Annotated in this window: 16 protein-coding genes; 10 read left to right on the forward strand and 6 right to left on the reverse strand. The window is 47.6% G+C overall.

Going from position 1 to position 18,607, the window contains the following annotated elements; all coding sequences use genetic code 11:
- Nucleotides 1-18: 18 nt before the first annotated feature.
- Nucleotides 19-1,488 (reverse strand): hypothetical protein, encoded by a 1,470-nt coding sequence (locus V5J35_RS14235; protein WP_354007778.1) that lies wholly within the window; start codon nt 1,486-1,488, stop codon nt 19-21.
- Between the two features lie 33 nt (nt 1,489-1,521).
- The gene (locus tag V5J35_RS14240) at nt 1,522-1,707 is read right to left on the reverse strand and encodes a hypothetical protein (protein WP_354007779.1); all 186 of its coding nucleotides are present in this window, start codon (nt 1,705-1,707) and stop codon (nt 1,522-1,524) included.
- A 95-nt stretch (nt 1,708-1,802) separates the two neighbouring features.
- Between V5J35_RS14240 and rlmB the strand changes: the two genes are divergently transcribed.
- Complete coding sequence (gene rlmB, locus V5J35_RS14245) at nt 1,803-2,540, forward strand: 23S rRNA (guanosine(2251)-2'-O)-methyltransferase RlmB (RefSeq protein WP_354007780.1); 738 nt, start codon at nt 1,803-1,805, stop codon at nt 2,538-2,540.
- 44 nt (nt 2,541-2,584) lie between these two features.
- Here rlmB and V5J35_RS14250 read toward each other — a convergent pair whose 3' ends face one another.
- Nucleotides 2,585-3,448: a FliM/FliN family flagellar motor switch protein gene (locus V5J35_RS14250; RefSeq protein WP_354007781.1), complete on the reverse strand. Its 864-nt coding sequence runs from the start codon at nt 3,446-3,448 to the stop codon at nt 2,585-2,587.
- 484 nt (nt 3,449-3,932) lie between these two features.
- Between V5J35_RS14250 and rpsF the strand changes: the two genes are divergently transcribed.
- From rpsF to dnaB, 6 genes are all read left to right on the forward strand, one after another.
- The gene (gene rpsF, locus V5J35_RS14255) at nt 3,933-4,355 is read left to right on the forward strand and encodes a 30S ribosomal protein S6 (protein ID WP_354007782.1); all 423 of its coding nucleotides are present in this window, start codon (nt 3,933-3,935) and stop codon (nt 4,353-4,355) included.
- A gap of 32 nt (nt 4,356-4,387) precedes the next feature.
- Nucleotides 4,388-4,612 carry a 30S ribosomal protein S18 gene (rpsR, locus tag V5J35_RS14260; protein ID WP_262564899.1) on the forward strand — a complete coding sequence of 75 codons (225 nt, stop codon included), beginning with the start codon at nt 4,388-4,390 and terminating at the stop codon, nt 4,610-4,612.
- 30 nt (nt 4,613-4,642) lie between these two features.
- Nucleotides 4,643-5,527: a YybS family protein gene (locus V5J35_RS14265; protein ID WP_354007783.1), complete on the forward strand. Its 885-nt coding sequence runs from the start codon at nt 4,643-4,645 to the stop codon at nt 5,525-5,527.
- Nucleotides 5,528-5,543: 16 nt separating this feature from the next.
- Complete coding sequence (gene rplI / locus V5J35_RS14270) at nt 5,544-5,990, forward strand: 50S ribosomal protein L9 (protein ID WP_354007784.1); 447 nt, start codon at nt 5,544-5,546, stop codon at nt 5,988-5,990.
- A 237-nt stretch (nt 5,991-6,227) separates the two neighbouring features.
- Nucleotides 6,228-8,261, forward strand: a complete 2,034-nt coding sequence (locus V5J35_RS14275; protein ID WP_354007785.1) for a PhoX family protein — start codon at nt 6,228-6,230, stop codon at nt 8,259-8,261.
- Nucleotides 8,262-8,348: 87 nt separating this feature from the next.
- The gene (gene dnaB, locus V5J35_RS14280; RefSeq protein ID WP_354011299.1) at nt 8,349-11,252 is read left to right on the forward strand and encodes a replicative DNA helicase; all 2,904 of its coding nucleotides are present in this window, start codon (nt 8,349-8,351) and stop codon (nt 11,250-11,252) included.
- Nucleotides 11,253-11,267: 15 nt separating this feature from the next.
- Here the strand turns inward: dnaB and V5J35_RS14285 are convergent, their stop codons facing one another.
- Nucleotides 11,268-12,665: a hypothetical protein gene (locus V5J35_RS14285; protein WP_354007786.1), complete on the reverse strand. Its 1,398-nt coding sequence runs from the start codon at nt 12,663-12,665 to the stop codon at nt 11,268-11,270.
- 300 nt (nt 12,666-12,965) lie between these two features.
- Between V5J35_RS14285 and V5J35_RS14290 the strand changes: the two genes are divergently transcribed.
- A complete protein-coding gene (locus V5J35_RS14290; RefSeq protein ID WP_354011300.1) occupies nt 12,966-13,970 on the forward strand; it encodes an IS4 family transposase in 1,005 nt (334 codons plus the stop codon).
- Between the two features lie 41 nt (nt 13,971-14,011).
- On the opposite strand, the gene V5J35_RS14295 is transcribed toward V5J35_RS14290, so the two are convergent.
- Nucleotides 14,012-14,977, reverse strand: a complete 966-nt coding sequence (locus tag V5J35_RS14295) for a hypothetical protein (protein WP_354016420.1) — start codon at nt 14,975-14,977, stop codon at nt 14,012-14,014.
- Nucleotides 14,978-15,303: 326 nt separating this feature from the next.
- Here V5J35_RS14295 and V5J35_RS14300 point away from each other — a divergent pair, with 326 nt between their 5' ends.
- On the forward strand, nt 15,304-16,401 hold the full coding sequence (locus tag V5J35_RS14300) for a conjugal transfer protein TraF (RefSeq protein ID WP_354007788.1): 1,098 nt from the start codon (nt 15,304-15,306) through the stop codon (nt 16,399-16,401).
- On the opposite strand, the gene V5J35_RS14305 is transcribed toward V5J35_RS14300, so the two are convergent.
- Nucleotides 16,398-17,390, reverse strand: a complete 993-nt coding sequence (locus V5J35_RS14305) for a serine/threonine protein kinase (RefSeq protein WP_354007789.1) — start codon at nt 17,388-17,390, stop codon at nt 16,398-16,400. The two genes, V5J35_RS14300 and V5J35_RS14305, sit on opposite strands and share 4 nt — an antisense overlap.
- 180 nt (nt 17,391-17,570) lie before the next feature.
- Between V5J35_RS14305 and V5J35_RS14310 the strand changes: the two genes are divergently transcribed.
- Nucleotides 17,571-18,605, forward strand: a complete 1,035-nt coding sequence (locus V5J35_RS14310) for a hypothetical protein (RefSeq protein WP_354007790.1) — start codon at nt 17,571-17,573, stop codon at nt 18,603-18,605.
- Nucleotides 18,606-18,607 lie beyond the last annotated feature (2 nt).

The raw sequence follows: 18,607 nt of genomic DNA on the forward strand, positions 1-18,607 counted from the left end.
ATATAGTGGCTTGTTATTTTATGTTCCGAAATTTCCCTTACGCCATGAATAGAAGCCCTTGCTAATAATACCGATCCAGGTAAAGGCAAATGCCCCCCAGCCTGAGAATGTTCCAATCTTATAGTCGTTGACATCAGATTTCAGTTGTTTGATTTTTGCCATTAAGTAGCTGTAATTATCGCCCTCATAGTCATAGGTCAGACCAAAATCATGATCTTTTATGCCCTGGCCACAGAGTTCCTGCCAGGCGTCGTTGCCTGTATCCGTCATAGTTTGGTTGAGGTCAGTTACAGCAAACAGTGGTGTGAAACAAGTGCCACCTCTTGGCCACATGGTTATATCATTGGTTTCATCAAAAAATTTCTCCCAGCTTGGGGTTGTTTTTAATGGGTGCATCCGATAATTCTCCTCGCGGAGAACAAGCTTGCCAGCGTTAGGGCTGTTATCGCTGGTAATAAGCATATTATTGGTGATGCCGTTGGCAAAAATATGGACATTTAAGTGATGATCCGAACTCTGGAGAAGTTGTAAAGCGCTATCGTTTTGAGTTAAATCTTTGTTTTTGGAGTAAAAGTAATTTTCGGCGACAGTTGGCTGTTTACCTTTAGTTGGGTCTGTCAGTCCATCCAGCGCCAGAAAGGTTCTTTTCTGACTGCCGGTACTGGCGGGCATGAAGAGATAGTTGTGCTCAACTTCGCCCTTCACATTTTTCAACCACAGCCCATACTGGTGATCAGAGTTGGTGGGGGTTCCCGATGTGATGGCCATCAGATGTTTCAAATTCACTTCCTGTGGGCTTTCTGATGCTCCAGCTCCGGCTCCAGCGAAAATAGCGATATTTTCGGCACCATTGGAATCAAGCCAGCTTCGGCCTATTTTGTGTACACCACTTTCAGCGCTGCTACTCCCTTCATTGTCTGCCCATACCGTTGACTTTAAGCCTGCGCGTCCAAAGAGACTGGACCAGGTCAGAGTGAATTGCTTAATACCTTTAGCATGGACCAGGGTTTTCTCAACTGACAGATTCTTGAGTGTTTTAATTTCTGTAGAGCTGAACCTTCTGGCATCAATCCCCAGGCCTGTAACGGTGCTGCCCTCTGCCATTTTCATCAGACTGTAGACCGTGTCGTCACCAATGCTGAAATGCAAACCCGGTGCAATATGGAAGAAGCCCTGGCTTCCCTTGCCTGTAGATAGAAGTCCCATGCCTTCTTTAAGGGTCAGGGGCGCTGTCAGAAGATAAGGGTTATTTGTATCGCGAGCTGGAATGATAAGCAGCTCACCTTCTTTGGCGCTATTGACTGTTGCGCTCAGGTCAGTAATACCTGATAACACTTTTACTTTATCTTTGTCGTATGCTTTACAGGTTTTATAGTGTTCGGATAAATGGTTGTATTTTGAGCATTCAGGGCTTATCGCAGCATGCAGCAGGGATGTCGAAAGGAATGACATTGCCGCAATGAATAAGTGGGGTTTGCGTAGTCGCATTGGCATCTCCAAAAAAAATTGTGTTTTGCAGGCTCATTCAAGATAGATATAAAACCAAATAACAATAATTATCATTTGCAATAATGAGATGGGATTTTTCCCTATAATCGCTATAACCTTTTTCACGCTGGGTTTTTCTGAAGCGTACTGCGACAGACCTGGAGCGGGTTGCCGTGTTAATATCCCTGCTTCCCTTTTTATCGCCGTTACTGGCTGCATGATTTTTCCTTCCTGGTTCAGGTTATTCAAATCGCATTGGCAGAGTGTCAAAACCATCTGAGCAGTAAGGTTTTTTACAGGATTGAACGACTCCCATGAATGATGATGTTGTTTTTGGCCTGCACGCTGTGCAGAGCCTGTTTGAGCACTCACCGGAAAAAGTGCTGGAACTTATGATTCAGAAAGGCCGGACAGACAAGCGGATCAATCAGTTGGTTGACGACGCTCGTCGTTTTGGTGTGACGGTACGTTTTGTAGAACGTAACCGGTTGGATGGCAGAGTGGATAGCGGTGTGCATCAGGGGATTGTTGCCCGTGTCGCGCAGGCAAAAGTCTATCGTGAAGGTGACCTTGAAGACCTGCTGGACAATCTGGAGGAGCCACCTTTTCTGTTGATTCTGGATGGCGTCACTGATCCTCATAATCTGGGTGCGTGCCTGCGCACTGCTGACGCTGCCGGTGTGCATGCCATGATTACCCCAAGAGACAAATCAGCGAGCCTGAACGCTACCGCCAGAAAGGTAGCCTGCGGTGCAGCCGACCATGTTCCACTGGTTCAGGTAACTAACCTGTCCCGTACCATGGAGTGGCTGAAAGAGCGTGGCGTCTGGATGATTGGTACTGCCGGAGAAAGTGCTGGCAATGTCTATGAGGCCGACCTGAAAGGTCCTATGGCACTGGTGATGGGTGCTGAAGGGAAAGGGATGCGTCGCCTGACCCGGGATAAATGCGACTCTCTGGTGTTTATTCCGATGGCGGGTACCGTCAGCAGCCTGAACGTGTCGGTTGCTACCGGCGTTTGCCTGTTTGAAGCCGTACGGCAGCGGTCGTAATTATCGGGTGTTTGAGGCGCAGTACAGGCAGCTGCGCCTGAGTCTCATCGGTTTGGCTCGGAAATAACTGCCGCCAGCTGTTCATTATCCTGAATCATTATGTCTGCTGTGTAGAATGGTTTTCCCGCAACCGATACAACGGTAGCTGATGTGTCAGGGAAAGGCAGGAAGTCACCCTCATTCATGGACAGCAGTTTTTCAAGTGATATCTGGTCCATTGCAATACTGGCTGTCAGCACCAGAGGCACAAAGGAAAGCGAGCGCTTTAGCTGATCTGCCATCGATTCTGCATTATTCTTTTTTGAACTGCGTTCTATAGCCTGTTTGAGAACCATGGTCGGGTATTCAATTTTGATAAAGCCGGACGCTCCATCAATATTTACCTGAAAGATATCCGAGGCTATGTGATCAGTTTTTTTATTGTGTATTCTGTAAGCATCAGAAGCCTCCCGGGCATCTCTCAGCATTTCTATATTGAACTCACCCACTGAAGACATGGACTCTTTCATGTGGCTAAGTAGAAGATTGACAATGCGACCATATAAGCGCCATTCCGCAGAAGTCGGCTGTCTTGCTTCATCTTGTGAGAAAGATTTATCTAAACGTCCTCCGAAAATTTTTTCGATGAGCGTTTTGAACAACTGTTTCTGAATTACGATCAGGCAATAGGCGTTTTTATAATTGTTGATCGATGCCCAGCTTTTGAAACACAGCTTATCACTGTCTTCATTGAGGGATTTCCACTCTACTATTGAAGATGCCTCAACCTGAACCAGGCTTTGTGTAAACTCTGCAAGGTCTCTTTCGAGCATTGTCCCGCAGGAGTTTACGGCTCTGCTGAATATTCTTTCATATTTCTGCAGGCTATTGCCTGCCAGATGCAGATCATAGGGGGTTACTGGTGTCACTCAAAAAGCTCCATGCTGACAGGAGATAGTACTGAATAGTAATGCATAATCATTATGGAATCTGCACCCCATACTGCTTTTCAGTTGGCTCTGCAAATAAAATCATGCGCGTGATTCTATGCGCGCCGAAAAGGTTATGGTTTTAGTGCTGAGGCAGTTTATTGAGCTAACTGGTTGAATGACATAAAAAAAGTGTCAGCATTCCTGACACCTGAAGCCGCCAGAAAGTGGGGAGCCGGTTGAATGCCCTGAGCAGGTAGCGAATGCACGTACCTTCCGGTGACCGATCCTGCTTGCAACGATGGTCACAGTTCTCTAAAATTCCGGCTCTTTGTATGCTGGGCTAAGTGTGCAGGGTTCTGGTGGCTCTCGGGTTGTCAGTACTTGGTACATTTGTCCAACTCCTTGCCTTACCGCACTTTCTGCTGGCTACTGGCTAGCTGAAACGTGAGCGGGAGGCTGTTTAACCCGTAAGGAGCAAATAATGCGTCATTACGAAATTGTTTTCCTGGTTCACCCAGACCAGAGCGAGCAAGTACCAGCGATGGTAGAGCGTTACACCCGCGCTATCTCCGAAAATGGCGGTCAGGTACACCGTCTGGAAGATTGGGGCCGTCGTCAGCTGGCTTACCCAATCAACAAAATCCACAAAGCTCACTATGTTCTGATGAACATTGAGTGTGGCAACGAAGTCCTGAGCGAGCTGACTGATAACTTCCGTTACAACGATGCCGTTATCCGTAACATGGTTATCCGTCGTGACGAAGCGATCACTGAAGCTTCCATCATGATGCAGGCTGAAGAGAAGCGTGATCGTCGTGACGACCGTCGCGAAGATCGTCGTGAAGAGCGTCGTGAAGAAGCTCCAGCTGCTGAAGCTGCTCCAGCAGAAGAAGCTGCTGAATAATCATTACTCGCTTAATTTAAGGAGACGTTGTCATGGCACGTTTTTTCCGTCGCAGGAAGTTTTGCCGTTTCACCGCTGAAGGCGTGAAAGAGATCGATTACAAAGATCTGAACACCCTGAAAGCCTACATTTCTGAAACTGGTAAGATCGTACCTAGCCGTATTACCGGTACTAAGGCTCGTTACCAGCGTCAGCTGGCTACTGCTATCAAACGCGCTCGTTACGTGGCACTGCTGCCATTCACCGATCGTCACTGATATCCGGTAATTGGAACTAAGGTATAGCTAATGCGTGGACTGGCAAATTATGCAATGCGTGGCCCCGGACAGGCACTGTTTTTGGCCGTGTTGTTTGCCAGCATCCCAATGTTGTTCTGGCTCAGTTCAGCCGTTATTGCCCTGGTGATACTGCGACGCGGTATTGACCATGGTCTGAAACTGCTGATGTGGGCTCTGCTTCCGGCGATAGGCTGGGCAGCCGCTGGTCAGTTCAACGTAATAACAGGTCTGGTATCGACTACGATACTGGCCTGTACATTACGCCAGACGGTTTCCTGGCCGAAGACACTCCTGGCGCTGGTTCCGGTTGGGGGAGCAATGGCTCTTTCACTGTTCCAGCTGGCACCGCAGCAAATCGCCCTGCTCACCGAGGCAGTGATGGGTCTTCTTGTGAAGATTCTGCCGGGGCAGGGTGCAGAGAGCACGGTCGACATAGGAACTCAGCTGAAACCGTTAGTTGAGTACGGCGTGGTAGGAATGCTTGCCTGGTTTACCCTGGCAAGCAGTGTGTTGTCGCTGGTCCTGGCGCGAGCCTGGCAGTCAGCGTTATACAACCCTGGCGGGTTCGGTAAAGAGTTCCGCCAGCTGATACTGCCACCTGTTGCCAGCATTGCTTTGCTGGCCCTGACTCTGGGAGGAACAACCCTGTCACCTGTGTTGACAGCGTTGATTCCAATAGCTTCGCTGCCACTGTTTATTGCAGGTGTTGCCCTCGTTCACGGGCTGGTAAACCTGAAACAGTTGGGAAGCTTCTGGCTGGTAGGCATGTATATGTTGCTGATTTTCGTCACGCAACTGGCATACCCGGTTATTGTTTTGACAGCCTGTTTTGACAGCGTGTTTGATTTCCGCCGAAGGGCGGCAAACCGAATTGCACAGAACGGGCCAAAATAAAGGTAAGAGGTTAGCGATGGACGTTATCCTGCTTGAGAAAATCGCCAATCTGGGCGATCTGGGCGACAAGGTAACCGTTAAAGCTGGTTACGGTCGTAACTTCCTGATCCCATTCAGCAAAGCTGTTCCAGCTACTAAAGACAACGTAGCTGCTTTCGAAGCTCGTCGTGCTGAACTGGAAAAAGCAGCTTCCGAGAAGCTGGTTGGTGCTGAGAAGCGCGCTGCTGAAATGGCAGAAATCGAACTGACCCTGACTGCTAAGGCAGGCGACGAAGGTAAGCTGTTCGGTTCTATCGGTCCTCGCGACCTGGCTGAAGCCATCACCTCTGCTGGTGTTGCTGTAGCCAAGAGCGAAATCCGTATGCCAGAAGGTCCTATTCGCGCAACTGGCGAATACGACGTGGCTATCCAGCTGCACACTGACGTTGCTGCTGCTATCAAGGTATTCATTGAAGCTGAGTAATTTCAGACTCAATACGCCCTGATGAAAAATGCCCGCAGGTTTCTGCGGGCATTTTTTTTGCCTGGTAAAAATGAGGGGTTAATTAAAATATTTCTTTCATTTATTAGTCACCTGTCTGACACATTGCTGCCGTTTAATTAACCCGACCCACTACAGCCTGATCTGAATAATAAGAACCTCAAACCAACTCTTCATACAAAAAAATAATAGCTATAAACACAATAAGGGTGAAAAACAATGAGCCGGGAAACCTCTGATCCAACGATTTATAACAACAGCAAGAACCGACCAATGTCAGCGGTGCTGGATACTGAGCTGAGCCGGCGTGGTATTTTGCGTGGTGGAATCGGTCTGGCGGCACTGGGCTTTTTATCGGGTATGGGGCTGGCAGGCTGTGAGCTGAATTCTTCCAATTCCTCAGATGCCGATGATGTGACACCCGAACCCGAATTAAAGCTGGGCTTTGAATCCATCCCCGGTGCCAGGCTGAACGCAGTGGCGGTTGCTGCTGGTTACAGCGCACAGGTTCTGGCTCCGTGGGGAACACCGTTAAACAGTCAGGCGAATTCCTGGAAAGACGACGGAAGTAATACGTCACAAGACCAGCTGAACGCAGTGGGCATGCATCATGATGGCATGCACTTTTTTCCACTGAACGGTAGCGATACAGAAGGTTTGCTGTGTATTAACCATGAATATATTGACCAGAGTGCGTTGCATCCTGCCGGTGCTACAGAGGTCGCAGGTAAACGTCCGGCCGAAGAAGTTCGTAAGGAAATCAATGCTCACGGTGTTTCAGTGGTGCATATCAGACGGGTAGACGGCGTCTGGGATGTAGTGACGGACAGTTCTTATAATCGTCGAATCACCTCTGCGACTGAAATGGATGTAACCGGACCGGTTGCAGGCAGTGGTTTGCTGGTCACTAAATACACGACAGGCCGGGGCGTTGAGAATATTGCCAGAGGCACCAATAACAACTGTGGTAACGGTTATACGCCCTGGGGAACCTATCTTACCTGTGAAGAGAACTGGCCTTTTATCTTTGTGAATAGTGGCACACAGGACGCAGGTCAGGTAAGAATGGGCATTCCGGCATCAGGTACTCGTTATAGCTGGGAGACAGCTGAAGACGGTTTATACGACGAGTTTACCCAGTTCAATGTAACGCCTTCAGGTACCGATGCCACACAAGACTTCCGCAACGAAGCCAATGGCCATGGTTATGTTGTCGAAATTGATCCTTACAACCCTGCTTCCCGTGCCGTTAAGCGCACAGCTCTTGGGCGTTTCCGCCACGAGGACGTCACTTTTGGCAAGCTGGAAACAGGGAAGCCCGTGGTTTTTTACACCGGACATGACGGACGCTTCGAGTATATCTATAAGTATGTGTCGACTAAGCTGTGGAACCCTGCTGATGCCAGCCGGATTGACCGGCTCAGTGTTGGCTCAGAATATATGGACGATGGTATTTTGTTCGTTGCCCGGTTTAATGAAGAGGGTAAAGGTGAATGGATTCCTTTGCTGGAAAGCACGGTAACGACGTCGGGACAGACTCTGGGAGAAGTGGTTGGTTCTCAGGCAGAAATTATTCTTAACTGTCCATGGGCAGGGGATGCTGTTGGGGCAACGCCAATGGATCGCCCGGAATGGACAGCAGTGGACCCTGATACCGGCCTGGTTTATGTCACTTTGACGAATAACACCAGTCGTACAGAAGTTAATGCGGCAAACCCGAGAACCAACAACAAATTTGGTCATATCATTCGCTGGCAGGAAGGTGCAGCAGCGACAGAGTTTGCCTGGGATTTCTTTGTCTTTGGATCGCCAGCCAGTGGCGACAGTGCAACCAATCTGTCAGGTTTAACGGAACGGAATGAATTTGCCAGCCCGGACGGTTTGATCTTTGATAGTCGCGGTATCCTCTGGGTTCAGACCGACAACGGTGCTGATGAAGTAACAGAAAACACTAACGACCAGATGCTGGCTGTGATTCCATCCAGGCTCGGTAGTGCCGACTCCGGCGAGCCTGTGGTTGATGGTGGTAATCAGGATCAACTGCGGCGGTTTTTTGTTGGTCCTAATGGTTGTGAAGTGACCGGCCTTGCCTTCACAGGGGACAATAAAAACTTCTTTGTTAATATTCAGCATCCGTCAAACTGGCCTTACAGCAGAAATGCTGCTGAAGAGACACCTGTCGGGGTCTCTGTAAGACCAAGAGCGTCAACTGTGGTTATTATGAAGGACGATGGTGGTGAAATTGGTGTTTAGATTGAGTTACCTGGCCTGTTCAGTCTGTCTACAAAAGCCGAGTTGCGGTATTCTGTAGAGTCAACTGACAACCTGTTTATTGTGGCCATGCAAAGCACCCTGCAAGAAGCTGAATTACCCATTGATGAAGCGACTGTAAACCTGAAGACTCCGCCCCATTCCATCGAGGCGGAACAGTCTGTACTGGGTGGTCTGCTGTTGGACAATGAAGCCTGGGACAAGGTGGGGGATAAGGTAACGAGTGATGATTTCTACCATCCCCGCCATCGAATCATCTATTCGGCCATGGCAAAATCTGCCAATGAAAGCCTGCCTTTTGATCCTCTGACGCTGGCTGACACCCTGGACCGTCAGGGTGATCTGGACGATGCCGGTGGCATGCTCTACATCACTGAGCTGGTGTCCAGTGTGGCAGGTATCGCCAATATTGAAGCCTATGCCACGATCATTCAGGAACGCTCTGTGCTTCGCAAGCTGATTCAAATCAGCCAGAAAATTACTGAAAGAGCCTATAACCCGGAAGGCCTGAACAGCCAGGATGTACTGGACGAAGCGGAGCGTCTGGTTTTTAACATTGCTGAAGAGCGTCCTAAAACCGGTGGCCCCCAAGGGGTTCGTGAAATTCTTGATAACACCGTCAAGAAGATTGATGAACTGTTTAATGCCGGAGATGCCATTACTGGTATCACCACCGGTTTTGCCGATCTGGATAATATGACGTCAGGTATGCAGCCGTCTGATATGGTGATTGTTGCAGCGCGTCCATCGATGGGTAAGTGCATCGTTTCTGGTAGCCGCGTGCTTGATCCTGAATCCGGTGAGCTGGTTAAGATTGATGATATTGTTGCCCGGCAGTCTGGTTCACTGCTGTCACTAGGGGATGATTTTCGCCTCAGCCCTGCAACACCATCAGCTTTTGTTGATGATGGATTGAAACCTGTCTTTAAAGTGAAGACCGCTTTAGGGCGAACCATCGAAACGACACTGACCCACCCATTCCTGTCTGGTGATGGCTGGCAGCCACTGGGCAATCTTAAGGTCGGTGATGCCGTTGCTGTACCAAGAGTTTTACCGGTTTTTGGTCATAAATATTTGTCTGGTCATGAAATCAGGTTAATGGCTTATTTTATTGGTGACGGCGGAACAACGCAGACCTCTCTGCGCTTTACCAATGGCAATGAAGCGGTGCTGGATGATTTTATTGCAGCAGTTAACGCATTCGGAGGCGTAAAATGCGCTCGTATAGAAGGCAATGAAGGCACCACTCCGTCTGTGAGAGTAAGCAGTGATCTGGGCCAGGTTTCTGAGGCTCGTCAGCAGTTTGCGCAGAAACTCTCTTCCCTGATGCTGAAGCGGGGCATTACCGGGAAGATGCTTGCCAGCAAACTGAATGTCGCTGAATCGACAATCAGTTACTGGAAAAATGGTGAGGCGACTCCTGTTGAAGGGCGAGTGTTGCCACTTTGCCAGGTTCTTAACGTTGGCACTGAAGAGTTATTTCCCGGTGGTTATGAACAGGCAGTCTGGAATGACCAAAACCCGTTAACGAAATGGCTGGATGCAATTGGCCTGAACAACAGGCTGGCACACGAAAAGACAATTCCAGAGGTTGTTTATCAGCTGGAAAAAGATGGACTGGCCATGTTCCTGAGCCATCTTTTTACTTGTGATGGTAGTGCTTTTGTCCAGGGAAATGGTCAGTGCCGCATATCCTACTCATCCTCAAGCTACGAACTGATCAAAGGGCTGCAACATCTGCTTCTGCGCTTTGGTGTTAATGCCAAAATAAGGGAGAAGGTAACCCGCTACCCGGGGGCGCAGGTCCCTTATGAACTGGAGGTGCTGAGCCAGTCTTCGATTCAGGCATTTATTGACAGTATTGGTATTTTTGCCAAAGAAGATCGTATTGAAGCCGTTCGGAAGGAGCTGGCAGGAAAAGTTCCTCATGACAACAGCGATATCCTGCCAGAGTCGGTTTGTGAGTATATTTTAAAACTCAAAGGTGACCGGAGCTGGAGAGAGATCTACACCAGCGCCGGGAAAATCTATCCGGAAAATTATAACCCTCACCTGACCGGGGCCAGCCGCCGTGGAGTCAGTAGAAGACGGGCAGCCTTGTTTGCTGAGCTTTTTGCTGATGATTATTTGCGTCACCTTGCAAGCTCGGATCTCTACTGGGACAAAATTGTTTCTATAGAGCCTCAGGGCGACAGGCAGGTATACGATCTGACAGTGCCGGACACCCATAACTTTGTTGCGGAAGACTTTTGTGTTCATAACACCACGTTCGCGATGAACCTGGTAGAAAACGCATTGCTGAATACCGACAAGGGCATCATGGTTTTCAGTCTGGAAATGCCCAGTGAACAGTTGATGATGCGTATGCTGTCGTCTCTGGGGAGGATCAATCAGTCCAAGGTACGTTCCGGTAATCTGGAAGAGGAGGACTGGCCCAAGCTGGTGTCGGCGGTTGAGCGAATCAAGGACAAGAAACTGTTTATTGATGATACTGCCGGTATCAGCCCTTCGGAAATGCGTTCCCGCGCCCGCCGGATTGTAAGGGAGCATGGCGAACTGGGTATGATCATGATCGACTATCTGCAGCTGATGCAGATACCGGGTTACGACCAGGGACGAACCAACGAGATTTCTGAAATTTCCCGTTCCCTGAAAGCCATTGCCAAAGAGTTTAATGTGCCGGTCATTGCGTTGTCGCAGTTGAACCGATCCCTTGAGCAACGCCCCAACAAACGTCCGGTTAACTCAGACCTGCGTGAATCCGGAGCGATTGAGCAGGATGCCGACGTCATTATGTTTATTTATCGTGACGAAGTGTACAACCCGGATACCGAGTACAAAGGTGTGGGCGAGATTATAATTGGTAAACAGCGTAATGGCCCTATCGGTTCTGTCAGGCTGGCATTTATTGGTCAGTACACCCGGTTTGAAAATCTGGCTCCTGATGCCTACAACTTTGATGACGATGAGTAATCGTCATCAACCCTTTCAGCGCACCGGTCTTTTCTGAATCATAAACAGGGTTCGACTCAGGTTATCCAGTACTTCATTGGTTGGGATTTGTGTGGATGCCCCGAGTGCAGTAATAGAAACCTTTATTCTGGTTGAATGAAGGTTGAGTAAATTTTCTTCGACAGCTTGCAGTACAGCTACTTGTTGGTAGTGGGCATTGGGTTGATTGCTGACGGTTAAAATATTGCACTTGCTCAAACTCATACAGGGAGCGTGTGCCTTGACCCATTCCCGTACGGTCTGTTTGGTGGTAGGGCGAATTTTTTCGGAAACACCAGAGGTTCTTTCAGGGGTCATATAGGTAACCGGATGGCTCGGATATTCTTCAAAAAAGCTGCATGAAGCCCTGCGGAAATCATCAGTTAACTCGTAATCGTATTCGTTCTTTTGATACAGGTAGTTGGCAACTCCACGTTCAGGCAAATGTCCCTGAGGGTGGAAGCCGAGTCTTGATCGTCTGTGGTTATTAAAAAAAATATGGTCTCTGCACATACGTTTTACAGCGTATACGATCGCTTTATAGGCTGTATCTTCGGTCAAATCAGAAACGTGGAGTTTCTCATTATTTGAAATATACACCATGTCTTCTTTATCAATTTCGAACCAGATTGTGCTGTGCCTTTTATCCACTTCAAGTTCGTAATCCTTCTGACCGCCCGAGTTAACAACCCTGTCGCAGGTAAGTGCTGTGACTTCACCCATTCCTCTTGAGATTTCCTGGTAGGGTTTTACGCCATCGAGTTCTTTGGGAATAGAGTAGTTATCGTAGAAAGCAACCAGCCCTAAAAACCGCATTTGCATTTGTTGAATGCTGCCTCCAAGCAAAAGGGTGTGGTCAAAAGGATCGTTATCAGAGCTGGAAGGTACAAGTGTCTGATACATGCTCAGGCTGTGCAGTATTTCAACCACCTGATGCTTCATGCCTCTGACATTGTCGTGGGTTTCCTCGACGACCTGTCCTTCAGGCCGTAGCCAGTTCTGAACTTCCTGCTGCTGAGCCGGGGTTAATCGGTTGTGACCTTTGTTCTGGGTAAGGAGAACGATGGTAAATAAGTCAAAGCGATGCCTGGTTATTCCAAGTAACTGCAGTAGCTCAATAAGCCTTACATGCTGTGGAACAGAAAAGACGTTGTGGTCAAGATCTCTGATTAATCCAACCGGGCAGGCAGGGCAGGAATTTTTCAGGTCTATGTCTTGATATTGAGCAATCAGTGATTTTTCATAAGTTGTATACCAGCCTCCATTTGCTTTTAAAATTTGCAGGTACGGGTAGCTGGTGACAGACCGGGAAATTTGATTGTATTCGTCGCCACCAAAGTGTTGAGCCCAGCGCTTTACATAGGTATCGGGATGAATGGCGGATTCCGACGACATAGCATAGGTAGAGTGGTACTTTAATATTAAAAAAGTGAGAAATATCCCAAAGCTCTTGTGCCTGTACGATAAAAGATAACTGATATAGAAAACCCCTGCCGTAGAAGCGCAATAAATAAGTGCCTGGAATAACTTCATCTGTTCGGTGATACCTGTGTTCTTAGGGTAGACATTAAGCACAAGAAAGCAGTATTCCCACAACGGCAAAACTCACCTCGATCAGCCAAAATAAATTTGAACAAAAGTATCAAAGCCAAACAAGTTGAGCACTGCAAATAGTAGATTAGTTGAAAAAAACTGCTGACCTGTTTCGATCAGGCAGAATTCCTCAAGATGGTTGAACAACTGGGCTTCACTATACGACAGCGGAATGTACACCCTCTGGACTTTATTCTGTCGCTCATTGCCGCCCTTGGTGGCGACGGAAACTCTGACACTCAAGCTGACCTACACCGTAAGTTTAATGAACTGACTGGCCTGAATGTGTCCTATCGCTCTTGGGCAAATCAGGCTAAAAAAGAGGCTCTGCCCACTCTCATCTTATGGATATGGTTGCAATGCCTGGAAATATTTTCTCGCAAGGCCATGGCATTTGACGAGAGCAGTCCGTTTTCAGTGTTTGAACATATTCTTATTCAGGATGGTTCCTCACAGGCTGTCTATAGTGCACTGAAGGAAGCATTCCCCGGGTGCTTTTCAGCGGTCAGTCCGGCGGCTGTCGAACTTTATACGACAATGGATCTTCTCACTAATAACTTGGTACGGGTACAGCTCACTGAAGATACCCGCCCAGAAAGGGACTGCCTGCCGCCACTGCCAACGTCAATGGCTTACGTGCTAATACTCATGGATGCCGGCTACATTGAGTTGGGCCTTTTTTCGGCTATAGATGATCGGGAAGGCTCCTTTATCTGTAAGGCACCACAAAGCATCAATCCGTCGGTACTCAGTGCAGTGAGAGAAGACGGGAAAAACCTTAACCGTTACAAAGGTCAAAAGCTGAAGGGTGTCCTGTCTGGTTTCCCTAAAGATCAATGTCTTGACCTCGATGTGGAATGGTCTGGCTACCAACGCTGGACATACCGCTTGGTTGTTCGCTGGAATGAGAAGAAACAGAAGTGGACTTTTATTGTGACGAACCTGAATCGTGCGGAGTTTACCCTGAGCGAAGTACTTCAGGCCTATCGGCTCCGGTGGCAAATAGAGCTGATCTTCAAAGAGATCAAATCCTACTCAGGATGGCATCGCTTCAATACAAAATCAGCCACACTGGTGTTCAGCCTGATCCTGATGTCTTTGTGTTAGTCTAGTACCTGTGCTCGGCTTCTGGCTGTTTGTACTTGTTTTCAGTTTTCTATCCAGTGTCGAAGAGCGTTGAGGCTGTCTGCAATGACAACCATGCTCGGGTAGTCAGCTTGGGTTTCTGTGTAAAAATCCAGGCAGGAGTGATAGAAGGAGTAATTGTGTTTCAGCTTATTGGTAACAATAATTTTAGCTTCTTCACAATAGGGCTGAAAAGTGGCGAGAATGATACGTGAATAGACTTCGTAGTTTTGAGTCTGGCTTAAGAATTTTTCCAGCTCATGGCTGAAATGCTGGGAGCTATCAAACGGAATGGTATCGATTACGGGCCAGCTGAAGAACTTTCCGAACAGTCCCTTAGCCAGATCAGACTGTGATATTAGTTTTTTACCTCGTAGTAAAATTTTGAAGTGTTCAGAAAGGTCGGAGCTTGATTCTAGCTTTAATAATTCATCAAATCTGTAATAAGTTGTTGAAGAGACCAGTAAAACATTTGCAGTAAAAAAATCGTTATTTGCAATATGTTTTTTGATTTCCTTAAGCTTGTTTAAGTTTTTAAGCATGGGCTGGATATGAGATGAGAAGAAAATAACCAGTGACTGATGGGGTTCTGAATAAGGAATGAGTCCTTCATTGTTATCTTTTTCTGGATGATGGACACCTCTTACCGGGGTGTTGAGCAGGAGTTTTTTGATCTCTACTTTCTGTTGATCTGTTATTTTACTGGAAAGCACAGTCTCTTTTTTCCAGTTGGTATCCAGTGCCGATAACATAGAGCTGTAGTCGGTATAGTTCAGTGAGAGCTGGGTGATTGAAAACAGTTTATAGAGCGGCTCACTGAAACTCGTAATTTTACTGCTCACACCCATATCTTGAAGGTTGCTTTTAAAAGAGGTGTGGTCTGCAGATGGATAATCATCAGCACCAGGAGTTGCAAGAGCAATCCTGTGAACTGCCGATAATAAAACCAGCATTCCAAAAAGATAGCCCAACCACACCGTTCGTAGCATCAGCAAACTCATCTGTTTTGTATTATGAAAATGTAGTTAGACAAGATAGACCAAATTCAAACTGTTCAAACAACCAATTAGTAAAAAAGAACTAACTGATTATTCCTGAAAGCATTTAAAGCCTTGACCACATAAATACAGTTGCTGAGTGTTTTTTGAACACATCCTGAACCACGCATGAATGTGATATATCAAGCGTCTGCTAGTTGATATTACGGGGCTTTTTTATCCGATATACTTTGCGACTCACTGACAACTTCTTTACGTACGATGTTCAACAAAAAGGAATTTCTCTGGCGCTGGCAGCAGTTAGTGCCGGTATGGTTTTGTCTGGAAATGCTCAGGCTGATGCCCGTGGATTTGCCATGGGTGGTGCAGGCGTTGCAACGGGTAGCTATCTGGCTGCTCCTATGTACAATCCGGCACTGGCTGCAGAATACGAAGACCGTGATAATTTCGGCATGTTATTACCAATGGCTGGTTTGGGGGTTCATGATGGTGATGACCTCTATAACAAAGTTGAAGATTTTGAGGACATAAATAATCAGATTAAGAGGTTAGAGCCAGGCGAGATTACCGATGAGCTGCGTGATGAATGGCGACGTTCATTGAAAGCGCTTGATAACGGTCGCGCGACGATTGAAGGTGATCTGGGTCTGGTTATTGCTATCCCTAATCGCTACATGAGTATCAACTTTTTTACAAAAGGCAATCTGACGCTGTTGGCAACTGCCAATGTGGACGATGACGACCTGACTGGTACTCCCGATCCGGATGATATGAAATCGACCGTTCAGGGACTTGCCGGTGGCACCATGGATATTGGTTTTACCTTTGCCAAAAGTTTCGGAAAGTGGTCTGTGGGTCTGGCACCCAAATTCCAGCGCCTCTATACCCTGAATTACCATGAAAGTGCCGGTGACTTTGACGACGATGAGTTTAAAAAAATCAGCGATGATTATGTTGAGGACTCAACGTTCAACCTCGATTTTGGTATGACCTACAATCCGGGTGAACGCACCCGTATTGGTTTTGCCGCAAAAAACCTGTTCAAACGCGAACTGGAAACCAATGTTCAGCGTGGAGGAACCGATACTTATCTGGTTGAGCCTCATTACACATTAGGTGTTGGGTACAGTCGTGGCTGGTTTACTGCGACTATGGACGCTGATTTGAATAAACGCCGTCACTTTGCAGGGTCTGACTATGAAACCCAGTTTCTTAGCGTTGGTACTGAATTGAACGCTTTCCGCTGGGCTCAGATTCGGGCCGGTTACCGCCACAGCATGACCGATTACAGTGAAGACGTGATCACTGCGGGCCTGGGTTTCAGCCCGTTTGGTCGCTTTGGGCTTGACCTGTCCGCCCAGTACGGGTCGGATAGCCGCTATGGTGTGGCTACCCAACTGTCCTTTACTTTCTAAGGCATAACAGACAATGGCGGTTCATCCAGAACCGCCATTTGTTCCCGCAGCTCAAGAATATGTTCAGACCAGTAGCGCTCGGTATTAAACCATGGAAATGCCATGGGAAACGCCGGGTCGCTCCAGCGCTTTGCCAGCCAGCCGCTGTAGTTGATCAGACGCAGGGTTCGGAAATATTCCACCAGATTCAGCTCAACCGGGCTGAAGTCATAGAACTCATTGTAGCCTTCCAGCAGTTCAGACAGCTGTGCCGTCTGGTTAGCGCGATCACCCGATAGAAACATCCATAAATCCTGAATAGCCGGTGCCATACAGGTGTCGTCAAAATCGACAAAATGGGCATTATCATCGCGCCAGAGGATGTTTCCACAGTGAGCATCGCCGTGTACCCGAATGGCTTTGGGCTGATAATGCTGTTCGATGTTTTCCAGTTTTTCCAGAATGTCTCTGCTCAGGGTTTCGTAGGCTGGCAGAAGAGGAACAGGGATAAAGTCGTTTTCCAGCAACCATTGCACGTTGTCTGTGCCATAACGCTGCAGGTTGATGGCAGGACGGTGTTCGAAAGGTTTGGCGGCTCCCAGCTGATGCAGCCGGCCTATGCAACGCCCCAGGGTGAGCAGGTGGTCAAAGTTGTCCAGTTCCGGTGGATAGCCTCCTTTGCGTTCAAAAAGAGCAAACTGAAAGCCTTCGAACTCATGCAGGGTTTCACCCTGCTCGTTCTTTAATGGAGGAACAATGGGAAATTCCATGTCATGGAGTTCAAGGCTGAATTCGTGTTCTTCCAGAATTTGTTCTTTTGTCCAGCGCTGAGGTCGGTAAAACTTGGCAATGACGGGTAGGCTTTCTTCAATGCCCACCTGGTACACGCGGTTCTCATAACTGTTTAGCGCCATAATGCGGGCATCGGAAAGATAACCCTGGCTTTCAATGGCGTCCAGCACCCGATCCGGAGTGAGTTGATCGTAGGGGTGTTGAGAGCTTGGGGTCATACTGGTGTCCGCATGCAGGTTAAATAAAACGATATTCTATGGAGCGGGATCGAGGTTGTCGAATAAGGAGCAGGCGCTTAACAAGGATAAGGAAATGAACTTCTATAAAAAAGCAGAGTCTGAATGCTGAGGAGAAATTATAGGGAAACTTGCTTCTACTGGTTCAGGGAGAACTTTAAGATGTTGAAAGAAATAACACTCTTGTTTTTTATAATACTTAATTCACTTTTTTCTTCAGCCTACGCGAATGAGCTTCCGGCTCACTTTCAGTATTTAGCGGAAGGCATAGACAGGGATGAGTACGAACGGGTTTATGGACAAAAACATGGCATTGTAAATACCGGAAATCAACGGCAGTACCATCGATATGCAGATAATATCGAGAAACAGTTGTCTGCTATCTGCAGTGCCTATAAACGCTTGGGTCGAGGCTGTGAATCCGGAGTGGCTGAACAGCATTTTGCCTTATTGTCCTGGATATCGGTTCTCCCTGAAAGTCAGACTTCTGGCTCGGGGAAATGGGTGTCTCTGTACTCACTGCAAACACTGGATAACAGCGGTACTGTCGTGTCTGAAGCGGTGCAGTTTGAAGATATCTATCAGGCCGATGCTCTAAGTCTTCCAAAAGAATGGAGATCTTCGTTACCTGATTTTTTAAGCAGGGACGACTACGACAGACCGGAAGACCGGTTTTGTGGTGAATTTTGTGCAGAGCGTGACAGTTGGTTGCTGGAGGAGAAAAAAAGCAGGTTTAAGGCTGCCAATAAGGCGAGGGCATCGGAAAACCGTCTTCAACTACATTATGCACTTGAAGGACTGGATGCTGAAGCGGTCAAACAGATACAACATCAGTTGAGTCAAATCTTTCCCGAAAGCGCAGTTCATGACCTTGATCCATCGAAAGCCTACACGTTGTTACTGCAAGCTGCGGAACCTTTCACCTATTGGTCCGATCTACCAAAATGCGGAAGTTTTTTCACTTTGGATTCAAACGGACACTTTGTTCGTACCACTCAGAAGAGTGATGAGGCTCTGGAATCTACAGGGTGCCTTGATGAAGAAAATAGCCGTCATGCAGAGTCAGTGAATCAAAAACGCATTAATTATATGAAAACGCAGTTGGTGAGAGGAAGCTTTCTAGTGGAAACCCTCATAGTGAGTCTTGTGTTCTTGTACAAAGCCAGACCTCAAGCACAGTTCATTTTGCCGTTTTAATA

The sequence above is a fragment of the Endozoicomonas sp. NE40 genome, from assembly GCF_040549045.1.
In the GTDB taxonomy this organism is placed as follows: domain Bacteria; phylum Pseudomonadota; class Gammaproteobacteria; order Pseudomonadales; family Endozoicomonadaceae; genus Endozoicomonas_A; species Endozoicomonas_A lisbonensis.

What these genes read in the sequence shown, in the direction of transcription:
- V5J35_RS14265 (WP_354007783.1), top strand. Translation starts at nt 4,643, where the DNA reads ATGCGTGGACTGGCAAATTATGCAATGCGTGGCCCCGGACAGGCACTG.
- V5J35_RS14310 (WP_354007790.1), top strand. Translation starts at nt 17,571, where the DNA reads ATGTTGAAAGAAATAACACTCTTGTTTTTTATAATACTTAATTCACTT.
- V5J35_RS14240 (WP_354007779.1), bottom strand. Translation starts at nt 1,707, where the DNA reads ATGCAGCCAGTAACGGCGATAAAAAGGGAAGCAGGGATATTAACACGG.
- rlmB (WP_354007780.1), top strand. Translation starts at nt 1,803, where the DNA reads ATGAATGATGATGTTGTTTTTGGCCTGCACGCTGTGCAGAGCCTGTTT.
- V5J35_RS14295 (WP_354016420.1), bottom strand. Translation starts at nt 14,977, where the DNA reads ATGCTACGAACGGTGTGGTTGGGCTATCTTTTTGGAATGCTGGTTTTA.
- rpsF (WP_354007782.1), top strand. Translation starts at nt 3,933, where the DNA reads ATGCGTCATTACGAAATTGTTTTCCTGGTTCACCCAGACCAGAGCGAG.
- V5J35_RS14305 (WP_354007789.1), bottom strand. Translation starts at nt 17,390, where the DNA reads ATGACCCCAAGCTCTCAACACCCCTACGATCAACTCACTCCGGATCGG.
- V5J35_RS14235 (WP_354007778.1), bottom strand. Translation starts at nt 1,488, where the DNA reads ATGCGACTACGCAAACCCCACTTATTCATTGCGGCAATGTCATTCCTT.
- V5J35_RS14275 (WP_354007785.1), top strand. Translation starts at nt 6,228, where the DNA reads ATGAGCCGGGAAACCTCTGATCCAACGATTTATAACAACAGCAAGAAC.
- rpsR (WP_262564899.1), top strand. Translation starts at nt 4,388, where the DNA reads ATGGCACGTTTTTTCCGTCGCAGGAAGTTTTGCCGTTTCACCGCTGAA.
- dnaB (WP_354011299.1), top strand. Translation starts at nt 8,349, where the DNA reads ATGCAAAGCACCCTGCAAGAAGCTGAATTACCCATTGATGAAGCGACT.
- rplI (WP_354007784.1), top strand. Translation starts at nt 5,544, where the DNA reads ATGGACGTTATCCTGCTTGAGAAAATCGCCAATCTGGGCGATCTGGGC.
- V5J35_RS14285 (WP_354007786.1), bottom strand. Translation starts at nt 12,665, where the DNA reads ATGTCGTCGGAATCCGCCATTCATCCCGATACCTATGTAAAGCGCTGG.